The organism is Pseudomonas sp. 21LCFQ02, from assembly GCF_024129895.2.
GTDB lineage: Bacteria > Pseudomonadota > Gammaproteobacteria > Pseudomonadales > Pseudomonadaceae > Aquipseudomonas.
The window spans coordinates 65,525-83,323 of the sequence record NZ_CM178749.1 but is presented as its reverse complement, the minus strand read 5'-3'; the positions used below and the strand labels follow the sequence as shown (position 1 = coordinate 83,323).

16 protein-coding genes are annotated in these 17,799 nt (G+C 60.7%); 10 read left to right on the top strand and 6 right to left on the bottom strand.

Annotated elements, in window-relative coordinates; genetic code table 11:
- Nucleotides 1-8: 8 nt before the first annotated feature.
- From NJC40_RS00400 to NJC40_RS00375, 6 genes are all read left to right on the top strand, one after another.
- Complete coding sequence (locus NJC40_RS00400) at nt 9-617, top strand: tetratricopeptide repeat protein (RefSeq protein ID WP_173426708.1); 609 nt, start codon at nt 9-11, stop codon at nt 615-617.
- The gene (gene bamB / locus NJC40_RS00395; protein WP_253142430.1) at nt 610-1,764 is read left to right on the top strand and encodes an outer membrane protein assembly factor BamB; all 1,155 of its coding nucleotides are present in this window, start codon (nt 610-612) and stop codon (nt 1,762-1,764) included. Before NJC40_RS00400 ends, bamB begins: the two co-directional genes overlap by 8 nt.
- Before the next feature lie 104 nt (nt 1,765-1,868).
- Nucleotides 1,869-3,341: a ribosome biogenesis GTPase Der gene (gene der / locus NJC40_RS00390; RefSeq protein ID WP_253116932.1), complete on the top strand. Its 1,473-nt coding sequence runs from the start codon at nt 1,869-1,871 to the stop codon at nt 3,339-3,341.
- 142 nt (nt 3,342-3,483) lie between these two features.
- Nucleotides 3,484-4,632, top strand: coding sequence for a pyridoxal phosphate-dependent aminotransferase (locus tag NJC40_RS00385; protein ID WP_045482548.1), 1,149 nt, complete (start codon nt 3,484-3,486; stop codon nt 4,630-4,632).
- Nucleotides 4,620-5,411: an amidohydrolase gene (locus tag NJC40_RS00380; RefSeq protein WP_253142429.1), complete on the top strand. Its 792-nt coding sequence runs from the start codon at nt 4,620-4,622 to the stop codon at nt 5,409-5,411. Before NJC40_RS00385 ends, NJC40_RS00380 begins: the two co-directional genes overlap by 13 nt.
- 57 nt (nt 5,412-5,468) lie before the next feature.
- Entirely contained in the window at nt 5,469-5,870 is a 402-nt protein-coding gene (locus tag NJC40_RS00375) for a FlxA-like family protein (protein ID WP_253142428.1), read from the top strand.
- Between the two features lie 108 nt (nt 5,871-5,978).
- Here the strand turns inward: NJC40_RS00375 and NJC40_RS00370 are convergent, their stop codons facing one another.
- The 4 genes from NJC40_RS00370 to xseA all read right to left on the bottom strand — a co-directional run bounded on the left by NJC40_RS00370 (nt 5,979) and on the right by xseA (nt 11,421).
- On the bottom strand, nt 5,979-6,848 hold the full coding sequence (locus tag NJC40_RS00370) for an isocitrate lyase/PEP mutase family protein (RefSeq protein WP_253142427.1): 870 nt from the start codon (nt 6,846-6,848) through the stop codon (nt 5,979-5,981).
- Nucleotides 6,849-7,209: 361 nt separating this feature from the next.
- A complete protein-coding gene (leuA, locus tag NJC40_RS00365) occupies nt 7,210-8,886 on the bottom strand; it encodes a 2-isopropylmalate synthase (protein ID WP_045482541.1) in 1,677 nt (558 codons plus the stop codon).
- 323 nt (nt 8,887-9,209) lie between these two features.
- On the bottom strand, nt 9,210-10,034 hold the full coding sequence (locus tag NJC40_RS00360; protein WP_045482538.1) for a peptidoglycan DD-metalloendopeptidase family protein: 825 nt from the start codon (nt 10,032-10,034) through the stop codon (nt 9,210-9,212).
- Nucleotides 10,035-10,041: 7 nt separating this feature from the next.
- Nucleotides 10,042-11,421 carry an exodeoxyribonuclease VII large subunit gene (gene xseA, locus NJC40_RS00355; protein WP_253142426.1) on the bottom strand — a complete coding sequence of 460 codons (1,380 nt, stop codon included), beginning with the start codon at nt 11,419-11,421 and terminating at the stop codon, nt 10,042-10,044.
- Nucleotides 11,422-11,526: 105 nt separating this feature from the next.
- On the opposite strand from xseA, the gene NJC40_RS00350 reads away from it, so the two are divergent.
- The 4 genes from NJC40_RS00350 (at nt 11,527) to guaA (ending at nt 16,164) form a co-directional block, all read left to right on the top strand.
- On the top strand, nt 11,527-12,300 hold the full coding sequence (locus NJC40_RS00350; protein ID WP_253142442.1) for a sulfite exporter TauE/SafE family protein: 774 nt from the start codon (nt 11,527-11,529) through the stop codon (nt 12,298-12,300).
- A gap of 65 nt (nt 12,301-12,365) precedes the next feature.
- Complete coding sequence (locus tag NJC40_RS00345; protein ID WP_045482532.1) at nt 12,366-12,914, top strand: sugar ABC transporter ATPase; 549 nt, start codon at nt 12,366-12,368, stop codon at nt 12,912-12,914.
- A 97-nt stretch (nt 12,915-13,011) separates the two neighbouring features.
- Nucleotides 13,012-14,481, top strand: a complete 1,470-nt coding sequence (gene guaB, locus NJC40_RS00340) for an IMP dehydrogenase (RefSeq protein ID WP_045482529.1) — start codon at nt 13,012-13,014, stop codon at nt 14,479-14,481.
- A 105-nt stretch (nt 14,482-14,586) separates the two neighbouring features.
- Complete coding sequence (gene guaA / locus NJC40_RS00335) at nt 14,587-16,164, top strand: glutamine-hydrolyzing GMP synthase (protein WP_045482526.1); 1,578 nt, start codon at nt 14,587-14,589, stop codon at nt 16,162-16,164.
- Between the two features lie 324 nt (nt 16,165-16,488).
- Here the strand turns inward: guaA and NJC40_RS00330 are convergent, their stop codons facing one another.
- A complete protein-coding gene (locus NJC40_RS00330; protein ID WP_045482523.1) occupies nt 16,489-16,944 on the bottom strand; it encodes a hypothetical protein in 456 nt (151 codons plus the stop codon).
- 124 nt (nt 16,945-17,068) lie between these two features.
- Nucleotides 17,069-17,635: a GNAT family N-acetyltransferase gene (locus NJC40_RS00325; protein ID WP_253142425.1), complete on the bottom strand. Its 567-nt coding sequence runs from the start codon at nt 17,633-17,635 to the stop codon at nt 17,069-17,071.
- Between the last annotated feature and the right edge of the window lie 164 nt (nt 17,636-17,799).

Sequence of the window (17,799 nt, the reverse complement as noted above, 5' to 3'; positions counted from 1 at the left end):
TGGCAGTAATGAAGGACTGGTGGCAGCGCAACGGCAAACCCCTGGTGACTGGCGGTCTGCTGGCGTTGGTGGTGGTGTTTGGCTGGCAGTACTGGCAGAAGTATCAGGCCGCTCAGTCCTCCAACGCCTCCGTGCTCTACCAGCAACTGCTGGAAACCGCGCTGACCCCGTCGGGCGAAGCTGACCCGGCCCGAGTGGCCGAGCTGGCAGGCAAACTCAAGAACGAGTTTGGCGGTACTGCTTACGCGCAGTACGCCAGCCTGTTCGTCGCCAAGGTTGCAGTCGACACCGGTAAGCTTGATGATGCCGCAGCGGAATTGAAGCCGGTCACCGACAAACCGGCCAACGCTACGCTGGGCGAAATCGCCCGCCAGCGTCTGGCCCGTGTCCTGGCTGCGCAGAGCAAGACCGAAGAGGCTCTGAAACTGCTCACCGGCGATGCCGACAAGGCCTTCCTGGCCAGCCGCGAAGAACTCAAAGGCGACCTGCTGGTGCAACTGGGCCGTACCGATGAGGCCCATGCTGCTTATCAAAAGGCCAAGTCCGCACTGTCGCCAGACGCAGCAGTGGGTGGTCTGCAAATGAAGCTCGACGATCTGGCTAAAGGGGATGCGTGACGTGATTCGTTGGAAACATGCAGCATTGCTGGCTCTGGCCGTCATGGCCGTGGGTTGCAGCAGCAACAGCAAGAAAGAGCTGCCACCGGCCGAGCTGACCAAGTTCACCGAGGAAGTCATCCTGCAGAAGAAGTGGAGCCACTCGGTCGGCGACGGCCAGGGCAAGACTTACAACATGCTGGTGCCGGCCATCGACGGTGAGCGCATCTATGCTGCCGATGTGAACGGCGAGATCGTCGCTCTGGATCGCGAGACCGGCGCAACGCTCTGGAAGAAAGATCTCGACCTGCCGGTGTCCGGTGCTGTCGGCGTGGCTTACGGCCTGCTGACCATTGGCACCCTCAAGGGTGAGGTCGTGGCACTGGACGCCAGCAGCGGTGATGAAAAATGGCGTGCCAGGGTGACCAGCGAAGTGCTGGCGCCGCCGGCCAACAACGGTGATGTCGTGGTCGTACAGACCCAGGATGATCGCGTGATCGGCCTGGACGCCTATACTGGCTCGCAGCGCTGGATCTACGAGAGCACCCCGGCGGTACTGACCCTGCGTGGCACCAGCGCACCGCTGGTGACCAATCGCATGGCAGTGGCCGGCCTGTCTACCGGTAAGGTCGTCGCGCTGGACATCAGCAACGGCGTACCGGTCTGGGAACAGCGTGTTGCCATTGCGCAAGGCCGTTCCGAGCTTGAGCGGGTGGTCGACATCGACGGCGGCCTGCTGCTGTCCGGTGGTACCCTGTACGTCGCCAGCTATCAGGGCCGGGTTGCCGGTCTTGATCTGGAGAGCGGCCGGGTGCTGTGGCAGCGCGATGCGTCGAGCTACGACGGTGTGGCCCAGGGCTTTGGCAGCGTTTATGTGAGCCTGGCATCCGGTACTGTCGAAGGTATCGATGAGCGCTCTTCCACGGCGCTGTGGAGCAACGAGTCGCTGGCCCGTCGTCAGCTGAGCGCGCCTGAGGTGTTCTCCAGCTACGTGGCCGTGGGTGACTTCGAAGGCTATCTGCACCTGCTCAGTCAGGTCGATGGCCGCTTCGTAGGTCGTGAGCGCATCGACAGTGATGGCCTGCGGGCACGTCCTCTGGTGGTCGGCGATACGATTTACGTGTATGGCAACAGCGGCAAGCTTGAAGCCCTGACCATCAAGCAATAAGCCCTGTTCTGCAGGGTGGCGGCACCGCGAGGTGCCGCCCTGAACTCCGGCCGCTGCCCTGCAGCGGCTTTTGTATTTTCTGAAATAACGCAGTGGAGAGCCGCATGGTTCCCGTAATCGCCCTGGTGGGTCGACCGAACGTCGGCAAGTCCACCATGTTCAACCGCCTGACCCGGACCCGCGACGCCATTGTCGGCGACCTGTCCGGTCTGACCCGTGATCGCCAATACGGAGAGGCGAAGTGGCAGGGGCACTCGTACATCCTGATCGACACCGGTGGTATTTCCGGTGACGAACACGGCATGGATGAAAAAATGGCCGAGCAATCGCTCATGGCCATCGAAGAAGCCGATGTCGTATTGTTCCTGGTCGACGCCAAGGCCGGTTACACCGCAGCCGATCAGATGATTGGCGAGCACTTGCGCAAACGCAACAAGCGCAGCTTTGTGGTGGCCAACAAGATCGACAACATCGACGAAAACCTGGCGCGCGCCGAGTTCAGCCCGATGGGCCTGGGTGACGCGATTCCGGTGGCCGGTGCCCACGGGCGCGGTATTTCGCAGATGCTGGAAATCGCGCTGCAGGGGCTGGTCTGGGACGAAGAAGAAACCGTCGACCTGGACGCCGAAGACGTCGCCGAAGGCGAGGAAGCCAAGCGCATTCCTGGCCCTAGCGAAAAAGACGGCATCAAGATCGCAATCATTGGCCGTCCGAACGTTGGCAAGTCGACCCTGGTCAACCGCATGCTCGGTGAGGACCGGGTCATCGTTTACGATCAGCCGGGCACCACCCGCGACAGCATCTACATTCCCTTCGAGCGCAACGAAGAGAAATACACCCTGATCGACACCGCCGGGGTGCGCAAGCGCGGCAAGATCCACGAGGAAGTCGAGAAGTTCTCGGTGGTCAAGACCCTGCAGGCCATCAAGGACGCCAACGTGGTGATCTTCGTGATGGACTCGCGTGAAGGCGTGGTCGATCACGATCTGAACCTGCTCGGCTTTGCCTTGGAAGCCGGTCGGGCCATTGTCATCGCGCTGAACAAGTGGGATGGCATGACCCCTGGCGAGCGCGACTACGTGAAGATCGAGCTGGAGCGCCGGTTGTTCTTCGTCGACTTTGCCGACATTCACTTCATCTCGGCGCTGCATGGCACCGGCGTGGGCAACCTGTACAAGTCGGTACAGAATGCCTTTACCTCGGCGGTCACCCGCTGGCCGACCAGCCGCCTGACCCAGATCCTCGAAGACGCGGTCAGCGATCACGCACCACCGATGGTCAACGGCCGCCGCATCAAGCTGCGCTATGCCCACCTCGGTGGCGCCAACCCGCCGATCATCGTGATTCACGGTAACCAGGTCGATGCGGTGCCCAAGTCGTACATCCGCTACCTGGAAAACACCTATCGCCGGGTGCTCAAGCTGGTCGGTACGCCGATCCGCATTGAATTCAAAGGCAGTGACAACCCGTACGAAGGCAACAAGAACACGCTCACCGACCGCCAGGTCAACAAGAAGCGTCGCTTGATGTCGCACCACAAGAAAGCCGACAAGAAACGCCGCGACAAAAAGCGCTAAAAGCAGCGGCCAGCTGCAAGCCATAAGCGGCAAGCAATAGCGGACTACGGTGTGCTTTTTCTTGTGGCTTGCAGCTTGTAGCTTGCAGCTCAAACCTGCGGTAGGGTTGGCTATTACAGCTCAACCCCAGCGCAGGCCTTCAATGATCGACAGCAAACTGCCCAACGTCGGCACCACCATCTTTACCGTCATGTCCCAGCTCGCCGCGCAAACCGGGGCGATCAATCTGTCTCAGGGTTTTCCTGATTTCGACGGCCCGCAGGCGCTGCGTGATGCGGTCGGCCGCCATGTTGCCGAAGGACGCAACCAATACTCCCCGATGACCGGCCTGCCTGCACTGCGCGAACAGGTTGCGGCCAAGATCGCCCGCAGCTACGGCGTCACGGTCAATGCTGATACCGAGATCACCATCACCCCGGGCGCTACCCAAGGGATCTTCTGCGCGGTGCAGGCGGTGATCCGGCCGGGCGATGAAGTCATCGTTTTCGACCCTTGCTACGACAGCTATGAGCCTTCTGTAGAGTTGGCCGGTGGCCGCTGTGTGCATGTGCAGCTCAATACCCGGGATTTCTCCATCGACTGGCAGCAGCTCAGCGATGCGCTAAGCCCGCGCACCCGCATGATCATCCTCAATACCCCGCACAACCCTTGTGGGGCATTGGTCAGTCGTGCCGAGCTGGACCAACTGGCAGCCTTGATCGCTGATCGCGATATTTATCTGATCAGTGATGAAGTCTACGAGCATCTGGTCTACGACGGTCTGCAGCATGTCAGCGTTCTGGCGCACGAGACGCTGTATTCCCGTGCCTTTGTGGTCAGTTCATTCGGCAAGACCTACCACGTCACCGGCTGGAAGACCGGCTACGTGGTTGCGCCACCGGCACTCACTGCTGAACTGCGCAAGGTGCATCAATATGTCAGTTTCTGTGGTGTGACCCCGTTGCAGTTTGCCCTGGCAGATTTCATGGTCGAGCACCCGGAACATGTCGAGGAGCTGCCGGCGTTCTACCAGGCCAAGCGCGATTACTTCAGTGCGCAACTGGCCGGCTCGCGTTTCAGCTTTACACCAGTGGCTGGCACCTACTTCCAGTTGGTCGATTATTCACAGATCCGTCCTGACCTGAACGATGTCGATATGGCGCTGTGGATGACCCGCGAACATGGCGTGGCGAGCATCCCTGTGTCGGTGTTCTACCAGAGCCCGCCTGAAGGGCAGCGTCTGATCCGCCTGTGTTTCGCCAAACGTGAGGAGACGCTGCGTCAGGCAGCGCAAAAGCTATGCGCGATCTGAGCAACCTGCCGCCACTGAACATCGCCCTGGTCCAGACCCGGCTGGCCTGGCATGACCCGCAGGCCAACTTCGCCCATTTCGAGGCGTTGCTCGATCAGGTGCAAAAAGCCGACCTGGTGGTGCTGCCTGAGATGTTCACCACCGGTTTCAGCATGGACTCGGCCGGCCAGGCTGAGCCGGAGCAGGGGCCTGCCGCACAGTGGTTGCTGGCCCAGGCCCGCCGCTTGCAGGCGGTGATGACCGGCAGCGTGATCGTGCGCGCCGCTGATGGCAGTCATCGCAACCGCCTGCTTTGGGCACGCCCTGACGGTGAGCTGCTGCATTACGACAAGCGCCACTTGTTCCGCATGGCGGGCGAGCATGAGCACTACACCCCCGGTGAACGGCAGGTGACCTTTGAATTGAATGGCTGGCGGATTCGTCCGCTGATCTGTTACGACCTGCGGTTTCCGGTCTGGAGCCGTGACGGTCGCGACACCGATCTGTTGCTTTACACCGCCAACTGGCCGGGCGCTCGGCGCCTGCACTGGAACCGCCTGCTGCCGGCGCGGGCTATCGAAAACCTGTGTTATGTCGCTGCAGTGAACCGGGTCGGTACGGACGGCAAGGGGCTGGCCTACACGGGCGATAGCCAAGTGCTGGACTTTCAGGGCGAATGCTTGCTGAACGCCGATGAGGGCGATGGTGTGTTTCAAGTGACCCTTGAGGGTTGTGCGCTGGCCGAGTACCGGTCCCGTTTCCCGGCTTATCTGGATGCCGACACGTTCCAGATTCAATAATTAGTTACAGTTGAGTGCATTCGCGCCGATACAGGGGCAGGGATACAGGAGCCCATCATGACCACCATCAATGCCGGTAACGTTAGCATCTACAACAGCGCCTACGCGTTGCAAAGCAAGACTCAGGCTGAAAAGACCGATTCGGCGACAGCTGAGACCTCCGAGCCCAAGAAGCTTGACGTCTCATTGGAGTCCGTCGGCACGCCTGCGTCTGGTGGTGTCTCGACTGAAAAGTTGATCCAGCAGATCAAAAAGCAGATTGAAGAGGCGCAGAAGCAACTTGAAGAGTTGCAGCAGCAACTGGCCGCCGCACAGGTAAGCAAGCAGTCCGAGGAAAACAAGGCGGTCCAGGTGGCCACGATTCAGGCCCAGATCTCGACAGTCAATTCCCAACTGAGCACTTTGCAAGGCTCGCTGCTGCAACTGGTATCTCAAGGCCTGGTCAACACCAAAGCCTGAATTGCCTGAATTGCCTGAGTGCTGCAAGAGCGGCTTCAGCTGCGAAAGATGCATGTAAAAAAGCCTCCGGCTCTTACGAGACGGAGGCTTTTTAATGAGTCTTGGCGGTTACTCGTTCACGTCCATGAACTTCTTGGCCCACTGCACATAGTCTTCCGGCTGAGTGTAGGTGTGGGTCAGTTCGGTCGCGCTCATTTCACTGGTCTTGCAGGTGATCTGGCGCTGCGCGCGCAGGCTGTCGTAGGTGGCCTTGATCGCCGCGAAATAGGCCGCGTGGCCATCGACGCACACCCGTACGCCCATCTCTGCCAGACGCTGGTTGTCGAGCAGCTCAGGGTTGCCGTAGGTGACCAGCATCAGCGGCACGCTGATGCCTTCGGAGATCTGCGCCAGATGATCGAAGTCGCGCACCCCGACGATGGTAATGCCGTCCACACCGGTCGCTTGGTACTGCTGCATGCGGTCGATGGTCTCGGCGACAGGCAGGATGCCGGCATTGGTGCGGGCGAAGATCGACAGCTCAGGATCTACCCGGGCCTCCAGTGCCGCGCGCATCTTGCCCACGCCTTCACCTACCGAGATCAAATCGGTGGACTTGCGGCCAAATTGCGCTGGCAGCAGGGTGTCTTCGATGGTCAGGGCTGCCACACCGGCACGCTCCAGTTCGATCACGGTACGCATGACATTCAGCGCATTGCCGTAGCCGTGGTCTGCGTCGGCGATGAATGGCAGTTCAGCCACGCGACCAATGCGGGTGGCTTGCTCGACGAACTCGCTCAGAGTAATCAGCGCGAAATCCGGAGCGGCCAGCACTTGCAGCGACGCGACGGAGCCGCCGAGGATGCCGACTTCAAAGCCGAGATCAGCGGCGATGCGGGCCGACATGGGGTCGAACACCGAGGCGGTGCGGTAGCAGGAACTGGAGGAGGTCAGCGCGCGGAAGCTGCGGCGCAGATCTTGATGGGAAGCCTTGGGCATAGTCGCTCCATACAGGGCAGGGTCAGCCGGGCAGCAGCGGGGCTGACGGTTTTTCTCAATGCACGGTGAGTCGCTCCGTGCAGGATTCTCGTCTGAAAATCAATGCTGGGTCGTCGTGGTAATCAGGAGTGAAGTACAGCGAAGAGGCAAGTTCAAAGCCGGAATGCTGACCGGAGTGGCCAGAGGCTTATGCCTGAATCGTTTAAGGCCGCAATGCTATCACAGCGTTTTGCCGTGTCTTATGCCGAATCTGCGGGGGGTATGCGGGAAATGCAACTTGCACAAAATAAGGGCGTAATGCCCGGCGGATTTCGCCCAAAGCACCAATGAGGTGCATTTTGGGCGAGATCCAGGGCGCTTATCAGGCTGCTACAGGCTTGGCCGGGGTCTGGCTCAGCGAGCGGTTAAGGGCGCTGAACAGGGCACGGAAGCTGGCCGTGGTGATATTTTCGTCGATGCCTACGCCGTGCACCGCGCGTTCGCCATTCACCCGCAGTTCGATGTAGGCAGCGGCCTTGGCAGTGGTGCCGGCACCGATCGAGTGCTCGTTGTAGTCCATGATCTCGACCTTGACTGGCAGGCTGGAAACCAGCGCTTCCAGAGCGCCGTTGCCTTTGCCTTTCCAGTGATGGGTCTCGTCATTGACGTTGACTTCGGCATCCACCGCGCTGGTGTTGTTCTCCTCCTGCAAGCGATGGCTGATCAGCGCGTAAGGCTTGTTGGCCTGCAGATATTCACGCTTGAACAGCGCGTAGATCTGTTGCGCCGTCATTTCCAGGCCCAGACGGTCGGTTTCACCCTGAACGACCTGGCTGAACTCGATCTGCATACGGCGTGGCAGGGAGATGCCGTATTCCTGCTCCAGCAGGTAAGTGATGCCGCCTTTGCCGGACTGGCTGTTGACGCGGATGACAGCTTCGTAGCTGCGACCGATATCGGCCGGGTCGATTGGCAGGTACGGTACTTCCCACAGGGTGTCGTCTTTCTGCTGAGCGAAGCCCTTGCGGATGGCGTCCTGGTGCGAGCCGGAGAACGCGGTGTGAACCAGGTCACCGACGTATGGGTGGCGTGGGTGGACCGGAATCTGGTTGCACTCTTCGACCACCTTGCGGATCCCGTCGATGTCGGAGAAGTCCAGTTCGGGGTTGACGCCCTGGGTGTAGAGGTTCAGGCCCAGGGTCACCAGGTCGACGTTACCGGTGCGCTCGCCGTTACCGAACAGGCAGCCTTCGACACGATCGGCACCGGCCATCAGGCCCAGCTCGGTGGCGGCTACGCCGGTGCCACGGTCGTTGTGGGTGTGCAGGCTGATCAGCACGCTGTCGCGGCGATTGACGTTGCGGCAGAACCACTCGATCTGGTCGGCATAGACATTCGGCGTCGAGACTTCAACGGTGGCCGGCAGGTTGAGGATGATCTTGTGCTCGGGGGTCGGGTTCCAGACTTCGATGACCGCGTCGCAGACTTCTTTGGCGAATTCCAGCTCGGTGGCGCTGAAGGTCTCTGGCGAGTACTCGAAGCTCCACTGGGTTTCTGGCTGCTGGGCGGCGTATTTGACGAACAGCTTGGCGGCATTGACCGCGATGTCTTTGACGCCCTGTTTGTCCTGATTGAAGACAATCCGGCGGAACGACGGGCTGGTGGCGTTGTACAGGTGAACGATGGCCTTCTTGGCGCCGCGCAGCGACTCGAATGTCCGGGCGATCAGGTCTTCACGCGCCTGGGTCAGCACCTGAATGGTCGTGTCGTCGGGGATGTGGCCGTCTTCGATCAGGGTGCGCACGAAGTCGAAATCGGTCTGCGAAGCGGCCGGGAAGGCGGCTTCGATTTCCTTGACGCCGACGCTGACCAGGGTCTTCCAGAAACGCAGCTTCTTGGCCGAGTCCATCGGCTCGATCAGCGACTGGTTGCCATCACGCAGGTCGGAGCTGCACCAGATCGGCGCGCTGGTGATGGACTTCGAAGGCCAGGTGCGATCAGGCAGGTCGATGGTCGGGAACGCACGGTACTTCTTCGAAGGGTCTTTGAGCATGGTCATCGGGCTAATCCTTGTACTGATATCGGCCGAAAAGAGGCGGCCAGCCATAGGTAATGCGAATGCAGGCAGGGGCGAGGTCAGGCAGTCAGGCCTGGCAGTCGTGCGCTGACCAGGTCCAGGCAGGCGTGCTGGCGCAGCAGGATGAGGGTGTGAGAGATTTTCATGCGGTCAAACGTACCCATTGGGGTAAAACTTGGCAAGCACTTGAAAAAAATTGATAGGAATCCTCGCATGCTCTCGTTGTACGAGTTTTCATGGCGAGAATTCCGCGGTTTTTGAATTTTAATTGTTGCGTCCGTTCTGGTCGCGCAACTCAGTCAGGCTCAGGGCTCAAACGCACCGATGAAGATCGCCGGATCCACCCGCGCATCATTGAGGCTGACGTTCCAGTGCATGTGTGGGCCCGTCGCACGGCCCGTGGCGCCGACCTTGCCGACCACGCCACCCCGTGCAACTGCGTCGCCGACCTTTACATCGATCTTCGACAGGTGGCAGAACATGCTGATGAAGCCTTGGCCATGGTCGACGAATACCGTCTGGCCATTGAAGAAGTAATCACCGGTCAGAATCACTTTGCCTGCCGCCGGGGACTTGATCGGTGTGCCGGCCGGCACGGCGAAGTCCAGGCCCGAGTGCGGGTTGCGTTCTTCACCGTTGAAGAAGCGGCGTACGCCAAAGCGGCTCGACAGTGGGCCGTTGACCGGCTTGTCGAGCATCAGGTTGCTCGGCGTGCCTGGGCTGAAGCTGCGGTAGGCACGCAGTTGTTCGGCCAGTTCGCGCTCATAGCGTTTGGTCTGCTCGGGGTCCGGGGTGACCTTGCTCTGGTCTTTCAGGGTAATGCGCTGTTCCTTGTATTTCTTGCTGCCCACGGTGAAGGGCAGGGTGCGACCGCCGCTGAGTATTTGCTGGCTACCGGGCTTGACCGTCAATGGGATGCCGACGATGGCCAGCCAGCGAGCGTCCTGCTCGCGCACCACCAGCACCGGTTTACCCTGATAAGTGGCTTTGGGTGCCTGGGCGGCGTTGCCCAGATCGATCACTGCCACGCCACCGGGCACGGGTTTGTTGAGCATGCGGGCGATGTAACTGTCGGCCTGGGCGGGCAGGCAGATCAGCAGGGCAAGCAGCGGTGCGATAAAACGTAGCATCGGCAGGTCAGTCCAGAAGGGAAAGGGTTACGGGCGTGAGGTGGTTGTCTTCGACACGCACTTGCAGTTCGCCCTCGCTCAGTCGCGCGGTGAGGCGCTGGCCGGTGTGGGTCTGGTCGGCTTTGCGAATCGCCTGGCCGCGCTCGTCGAGCAGGATGCTGTAGCCGCGCCCCAGCGTTGCCAGCGGGCTGACCACCTGCAGGGTCTGCACCTGACTTTGCAACTGCAGTCGACGGGTTTTGAGCTGTTCACGTATCGCCCGTGGCAGGCGCACGGCCAGGCTATCGAGGCGCTGGCGCAGAAAGCCCAGCGTGCGTCCGGGGTGCTGCGCGGCCAGCCGGCTTTGCAGGTGCGCGACCTGCAATTGCTGCTTGTGCATGTGCTGCTCGAAGGCGCGGCGCATGCGCATGTCCAGCTCGTCGAGGCGTTGCGCCTGTTGGCGCAGGCGCTCGCCGGGGTGGCGCAGGCGGCGTGATAGCCCATCAAGTTTGAGTTGCTCACGCATCAGTTTTTCCCGCATGCGGCTGAGCAGGCGGCGTTGCAGGTTTTCGACCCGGCGCAGCAAGTCGCTGGAGTCCGGGGCCAGCAGTTCGGCGGCAGCCGATGGCGTCGGTGCGCGCACATCTGCGACAAAGTCGCTGATCGACACATCGGTCTCGTGACCCACGGCGCTGACAATCGGCGTGACGCAGGCATCAATCGCTCGCGCCACCGGTTCTTCGTTGAAGCACCAGAGGTCTTCCAGCGAGCCGCCGCCACGAGCCAGGATCAAAGCGTCGAAGCCGCCCCGGTCGGCCAGTTGCAAAGCGCGGACAATCTGCCCGATGGCCTCGCGACCCTGCACGGCGGTCGGGACCAGGATCAGTTCGACCTGCGGCGCCCGGCGGCGGAACACACTGATAATGTCGCGGATCACCGCGCCGGTGGGCGAGGTGATGATGCCAATGCGCTGGGGATGCTGGGGCAGGGCGCGCTTGCGGTCGGTGCTGAACAAGCCTTCTTCGTCCAGCTTGTTTTTCAGCGCTTCGAACGCCAGGCGCAATGCCCCGTCCCCGGCTGGCTCTACGGTGTCGAGAATCAGCTGATAGTCGCCGCGGCCTTCATATAAGGAGACCTTGCCGCGCACTTTGACCTGCAGGCCGTCTTTCAGCGCCTGGCGGACCCGGGCGGCATTCTGGCGAAACAGCGCGCAACGGACTTGAGCGCTGGAATCCTTGAGGGTGAAGTACACATGGCCCGAGGCCGGGCGCGAGAGGTTGGAAATCTCGCCTTCGACCCAGATGCCAGTGAACACGTCTTCGAGCAATACCCGGGCGCGGCCGTTGAGCTGGCTGACAGTAAGGACTTCCCGGTCCAGGCCGAGTCTTGCAAAAGGGTCTTTGATCATGGCTGGCATCATAAAGCGATTTGCCTGCTAACCACCACTGGCGGTTTCCGGGCGGGTGACGTTATATAGAAAAGAATGAGACGTAACAGGGAGTTTCATGCGGTGATGGAGCAGGTAATCGAGTGGTTCTCTGTCTTGGGCCTGACGCCGCTGGGCTGGCTGTGCATCGAACTGACGGTGGTGGGGGCCTACGTCGTGTTCGGTATCGCCGGGTTTGGCACGGCGCTGGTGGCAGGTCCGGTGCTGATTCACTTCATGCCGCTGTCGCGGATCATTCCGCTATTGGTCGTGCTGGATTTCATCGCTGCCTTGGGCAACCTGTTGCCAGCCCGGCGGTCAGTGGTCAAGAGTGAACTGCTGCGCTTGCTGCCATGCATGGCGGTGGGTTGCACGCTGGGTGTGCTGTTTCTGCTCAACCTCAAATCCGACGTGCTGCTGTTGTTGATGGGCCTGTTTGTGACCGCTTATGCGCTGTACAGCCTGATGGTCAAGGTGCGGCCCACGCAACTGGCGGCTGGCTGGGCGGTGCCGATGGGCACGGTGGGCGGGCTGTTCGGGGCGTTGTTCGGCAGCGGCGGTTTTCTCTATGCCATCTACCTCAATGCTCGGCTGACCTCCAAGGAGCAGGCCCGTGCGACTCAGGGGGCCTTGATCAGTTGCAGTACCGTGGTGCGCCTGGGCTTATTCGTGATCGCCGGGGTCTATGCCGAACTATCGCTGCTGGTGCTGGCCGTTTGTCTGCTGCCGGCCATGTTGATCGGCTCGTGGATAGGCCGCGGGATTACCATGAAGCTGTCGCGTGAGGCATTTGTCAGGCTGATTACCTGGCTGGTGTTGATCAGTGGTATTGCCTTGCTGGCGCGTTACTTCAGCGGCTGATGCTTGACCTGCTGCGACGGGCGATTAAGCTGCCGCCCCCGATTGATCTTGAGTGACCGCGTGCCATGAACAGCCAGAGCATCATCGTCCCGCAAATCTCCAGCTTTCCGCTGCACGAACTCAAGGCCCGCCAGGCATTGCGCTGGCTGGTCAAGCTGAACGTGGTCGAGCCTGAACTGAGCACCTGTGGGCGCACCGGTAACCGCATGGCCTATGCCATTGCCGCCGGGGCGCGCAACGTGGTGGACAATCCCGATGCATTGCCGTTCGGCGAGCCGGTCAACGGTCTGGAGATCGTTACCAAGCGCTGCATCTATACACCGCTGGACGGGTTTGCCGAAGAAGCCGGCTGCGCCGAGTGCCGCCAGGAGGTCGGCGAAGCGCTGTTCGAAAGCCTGGAAGACTGGATGCCGGGGCATACCGACAACTTCACCTGCCCGCTGTGTGGTCATGAAGACGACATCAATGGCTTTCTGTTTCTTGACCCCTGCGGCTTTTCCAATCTGGGCTTTATCTTCAACAACTGGCTGGCCGCCGGCTTCAAGCAAAGCTTTCTCGATGACTTTGCTGCACGGCTGGACCGCAAGGTGGCCTGGGTGAAAGTGCGTTTGTAATACCGATCGTAAAACAGGCCAAGTTTTTGCATTGAGCCTGCTTGTGTGTACAGGTATAATGGCGCGCTTCCAATTTTCCCGCTCGGGAGCCCCCGCGATGCTGCGTATCAGTCAAGAAGCCCTAACCTTTGACGACATTCTCCTTGTACCCGGTTATTCCGAGGTACTGCCCAACGAAGTCAGTCTCAAGACCCGTTTGACCCGTGGCATCGAGCTGAATATTCCGTTGGTCTCCGCAGCCATGGACACCGTCACTGAAGCCCGTCTGGCCATCGCCATGGCTCAGGAAGGCGGTATCGGCATCATCCACAAGAACATGACCATTGACCAGCAGGCTGCTGAAGTGCGCAAGGTCAAGAAATTCGAAGCCGGTGTAGTCAAGGACCCGATCACCATCGAGGCCGACGCCACTGTGCGCGATCTGTTCGACCTGACACGCCAGCACAACATCTCCGGTGTGCCGGTACTGCACAACGGCGACCTGGTCGGTATCGTCACCTCCCGCGACGTGCGTTTCGAAACCCGTCTGGACATCCCGGTGCGTGAAGTCATGACGCCCAAAGAGCGTCTGGTCACCGTGCGTGAAGGCGCTGACAAGAACGAAGTGCGTGAGCTGCTGCACAAGCACCGTCTTGAAAAAGTCCTGATCGTCGACGGCAAGTTCGCCCTCAAGGGCATGATGACCGTCAAGGACATCGAAAAAGCCAAAGCCTACCCGCTGGCCAGCAAGGACGACCAGGGTCGTCTGCGCGTTGGCGCGGCAGTCGGCACCGGCAAAGACACCGGCGAGCGCGTAGCTGCGCTGGTGGCGGCAGGCGTTGACGTGGTTGTCGTCGACACCGCCCATGGTCACTCCAAAGGCGTGATCGACCGCGTACGCTGGGTCAAGGAAAACTACCCGCAGGTGCAGGTCATCGGTGGCAACATCGCCACTGGCGCTGCCGCCAAGGCGCTGGTCGCCGCCGGCGCTGACGCGGTCAAGGTCGGCATCGGCCCGGGCTCGATCTGCACCACCCGTATCGTGGCTGGTGTCGGCGTGCCGCAAATCAGCGCCATTGCCAACGTTGCCGAAGCGCTGGAAGGCACTGGCGTGCCACTGATCGCCGACGGCGGCATCCGTTTCTCCGGTGACCTGTCCAAGGCCATCGTGGCCGGCGCCTCTGCCGTGATGATGGGTTCGATGTTCGCAGGTACTGAAGAAGCACCAGGCGAGATCGAGCTGTTCCAGGGCCGCTCCTACAAGGCCTACCGTGGCATGGGCTCGCTGGGCGCCATGTCCCAGGCACAGGGGTCTTCGGACCGTTACTTCCAGGATTCCTCGGCCGGTGCCGAGAAGCTGGTTCCGGAAGGCATCGAAGGCCGTGTGGCCTACAAAGGTTCGCTGGCAGCCATCATCCATCAACTGATGGGCGGCCTGCGCTCCTCGATGGGCTACACCGGCAGCGCCAACATCGAAGAAATGCGCACCAAGCCTGAGTTCGTCCGCATCACCGGTGCCGGCATGGCCGAGTCCCACGTGCATGACGTACAGATCACCAAAGAAGCGCCTAACTACCGCGTTGGTTGATCGGGCAGGCAACGTGGCCAGTGCTGCGTTGCCGCCTAGCGAATTTTGTAGCCGGGGCTGTTTTCGCAGCCCCGTGTCGTTTCTGTTTTTTGACGAGAATGAGCCATGGCCCTCGACATTCACGCCCACCGTATCCTGATCCTCGACTTCGGTTCCCAGTACACCCAGCTGATTGCCCGCCGCGTGCGTGAGATCGGCGTGTACTGCGAACTGCATCCGTTCGACATGGACGACGCGGCGATTCGCGAATTCGCACCGAACGGCATCATCCTGGCCGGCGGCCCGGAATCGGTCCACGAGGCCAACAGCCCGCGTGCCCCGCAAGCGGTGTTCGACCTCAACGTGCCGCTGCTGGGCATCTGCTACGGCATGCAGACCATGGCCGAGCAACTGGGCGGTCGTGTCGAAGGTTCCGACCTGCGTGAATTCGGTTACGCCCGTGTCGACGTGGTCGGCAAGGCGCGCCTGCTCGACGGCATCGAAGACCACGTAGACGCCGACGGCGTGCTGGGTCTGGACGTGTGGATGAGCCACGGCGACAAGGTCACCGAAATCCCGGCCGGCTTCCACGTGCTGGCCAGCACTCCTAGCTGCCCGATCGCCGGCATGGCCGACGACACCCGTGGCTACTACGGCGTGCAGTTCCACCCGGAAGTGACCCACACCAAGCAGGGCGGTCGCATCCTGTCGCGCTTCATCCTCGACATCTGCGGCTGTGAAGCGCTGTGGACGGCATCGAACATCGTTGAAGACGCCATCGCTACCATTCGCGCCCAGGTCGGCACCGATAACGTCCTGCTGGGCCTGTCCGGCGGTGTTGACTCCTCCGTGGTTGCGGCTTTGCTGCACAAGGCCATCGGCGATCAGTTGACCTGCGTATTCGTCGACAACGGCCTGCTGCGCTTGCACGAAGGCGAGCAAGTGATGGCCATGTTTGCCGAAAACATGGGTGTCAAAGTGATCCGCGCCAACGCCGAAGAGCAGTTCCTGAACAACCTGGCCGGCGAAGCCGACCCGGAGAAAAAGCGCAAGATCATCGGCCGCACCTTCATCGACGTGTTCGATGCCGAGTCTGCCAAGCTGCACAACATCAAGTTCCTGGCCCAGGGCACCATCTACCCCGACGTCATCGAGTCGGCTGGCGCCAAGAGCGGCAAGGCTCACGTGATCAAGTCGCACCACAACGTCGGTGGCCTGCCTGAGGAAATGAACCTCAAGCTGGTCGAGCCGCTGCGCGAACTGTTCAAGGACGAAGTCCGCCGTCTGGGTCTGGAACTGGGCCTGCCGTACGACATGGTCTACCGTCACCCGTTCCCGGGTCCGGGCCTGGGCGTACGCATCCTCGGTGAGGTGAAGAAGGAATACGCCGACCTGCTGCGTCGCGCTGACCACATCTTCATCGAAGAACTGCGCAAGGCCGACTGGTACCACAAAGTCAGCCAGGCCTTCGTCGTGTTCCAGCCAGTCAAATCGGTTGGCGTGGTCGGCGACGGCCGCCGTTACGCCTGGGTCGTGGCCCTGCGCGCAGTAGAAACCATCGACTTCATGACTGCACGTTGGGCACACCTGCCTTACGAACTGCTGGAAACCGTCAGCGGGCGAATCATCAACGAGATCGACGGTATCTCCCGCGTGACCTACGACGTGTCGAGCAAGCCGCCGGCAACGATTGAGTGGGAATGATCCCGCGTCCGGCACTGCCCGGCACGATCTAGCAAAAAATGCCCTGAAGCCCGCGTAATTGCGGGCTTTTGGCTTTTTGGGTCTGGCAGGTTTAGGCACCGTTCTGCATCAACAGGCACCGTAGCTAAATGGCAGGGTGCGGGGCCTTCCGACAGGTATTGGCCAACCGCGAACAGTGATCCCAATAAATCTATCCGTTTTCAAAGGACGATCTTTAGGCCTCGGGCTATGGATTCTGGCAAAAGCCCCGGGCGTGCTTGGTAGGGTATTCAAGGCAAAGCCCGGCACGATGTTAATGGCCGAAATGATCCCTGAACACCGCCCCTAGCGTATCTTGTACAGCACAGCAGCCCCTGGCTTGGCTTCGAAGGCGGGCACAGTGCGTTGCTCAAGTGGCGTACCCTTGGCATCCCAAACCAGAGTGTCTGATGGGTACTCGTCCTTGCGGGTCATGCCGTCGATCTGCTTGACGATCACCTCCGAACTGGCAGGTACTTCCGGGTTCCAGCCGAAGACCCCAACTCTGCCGTAGAACACTGCCGGTGCGTCGGTATCGAGGCGTCGGTCGGGACACATGACCAGGCCGCGATCCAGCATGACCCGCAATGCGCCGACGGGCACCGCCTTCACTGTCGGCGTGGTGCGTTCGCTGCTGTGGCCTGGGCAGATATTGGCCGAGCGAGTGACCATATCCTCGACCACTTGACGATCAGACTGGGCCTGCGCCGAAACGGCAACGGCAGACAGGGCGAGTACGACAAGACTTGACTTCCTGAGCACGCGAAACCTCCTATGGAAAAAATACCTAAACGTTGCGGGCTACTCCCATGTAAGAAAAGGCCGTGCCAGGGAGCACAGTGAAGACCAGCACAACACTCAGTCGGTTCCACTGGCTGGTTGACGATCAGGCGCTTGTTCCTTCGCACCAGCCCTGTGCGAGCAACCCATACAGCGCCGAGTCGGACACCACCCCGTTGATTTCCCAGCGCTGCCGGAGCAGTCCCTCACGAACAAAGCCCAGCTTCTCCAGCGCTTTGGCCGAACCTGCATTGTCCGGGTCGATCTCGGCTTCGATACGGCGCAGTCCCAAGGTCGTGAAGCTGTAATCAATGAGTGCGCGACCGGCCTCGGTAATGTAACCATTGCCCCAATACTCGTGACCCAGACCAAAGCCGATCTCGGCACGCCTGGACTGCTGGCTGTAACTGAACAGTAGGCATTTGCCCAGCAGTTGGCCGGTGTCCTTGAGGTAGATCCCCAGCGTCAGAGATTGCTGGTCACGCATGTCGGCTTCACTCTGGTTAATGAAGTCGATGGCATCGTTCAAAGAGGTCCAGGGCGGGGTGTTCCAGTACTTCATCACCTGCGTGTTGGAGAAGATCGCCAGCAGCGCGTGGGCATCGCCCGGCTTGAGCGGTTGCAGCGTGAGCCGTTCGGTTTCGATCAGGATGTTCAGTGCATGGGGTATCAACTGTATCCCTCCGGTTGCTGATCCAGAAGCGAGCAGGATCGCAGATAATGCTACTAAAAGAGTGCTGACTCACATCACGAAACAGATTCTTTGCTGTGTTTTGTCCGGGGCGGCGCAAGGTCCGAACTTACACATTCCCATTCGCACGTGTATCGTATTGACCC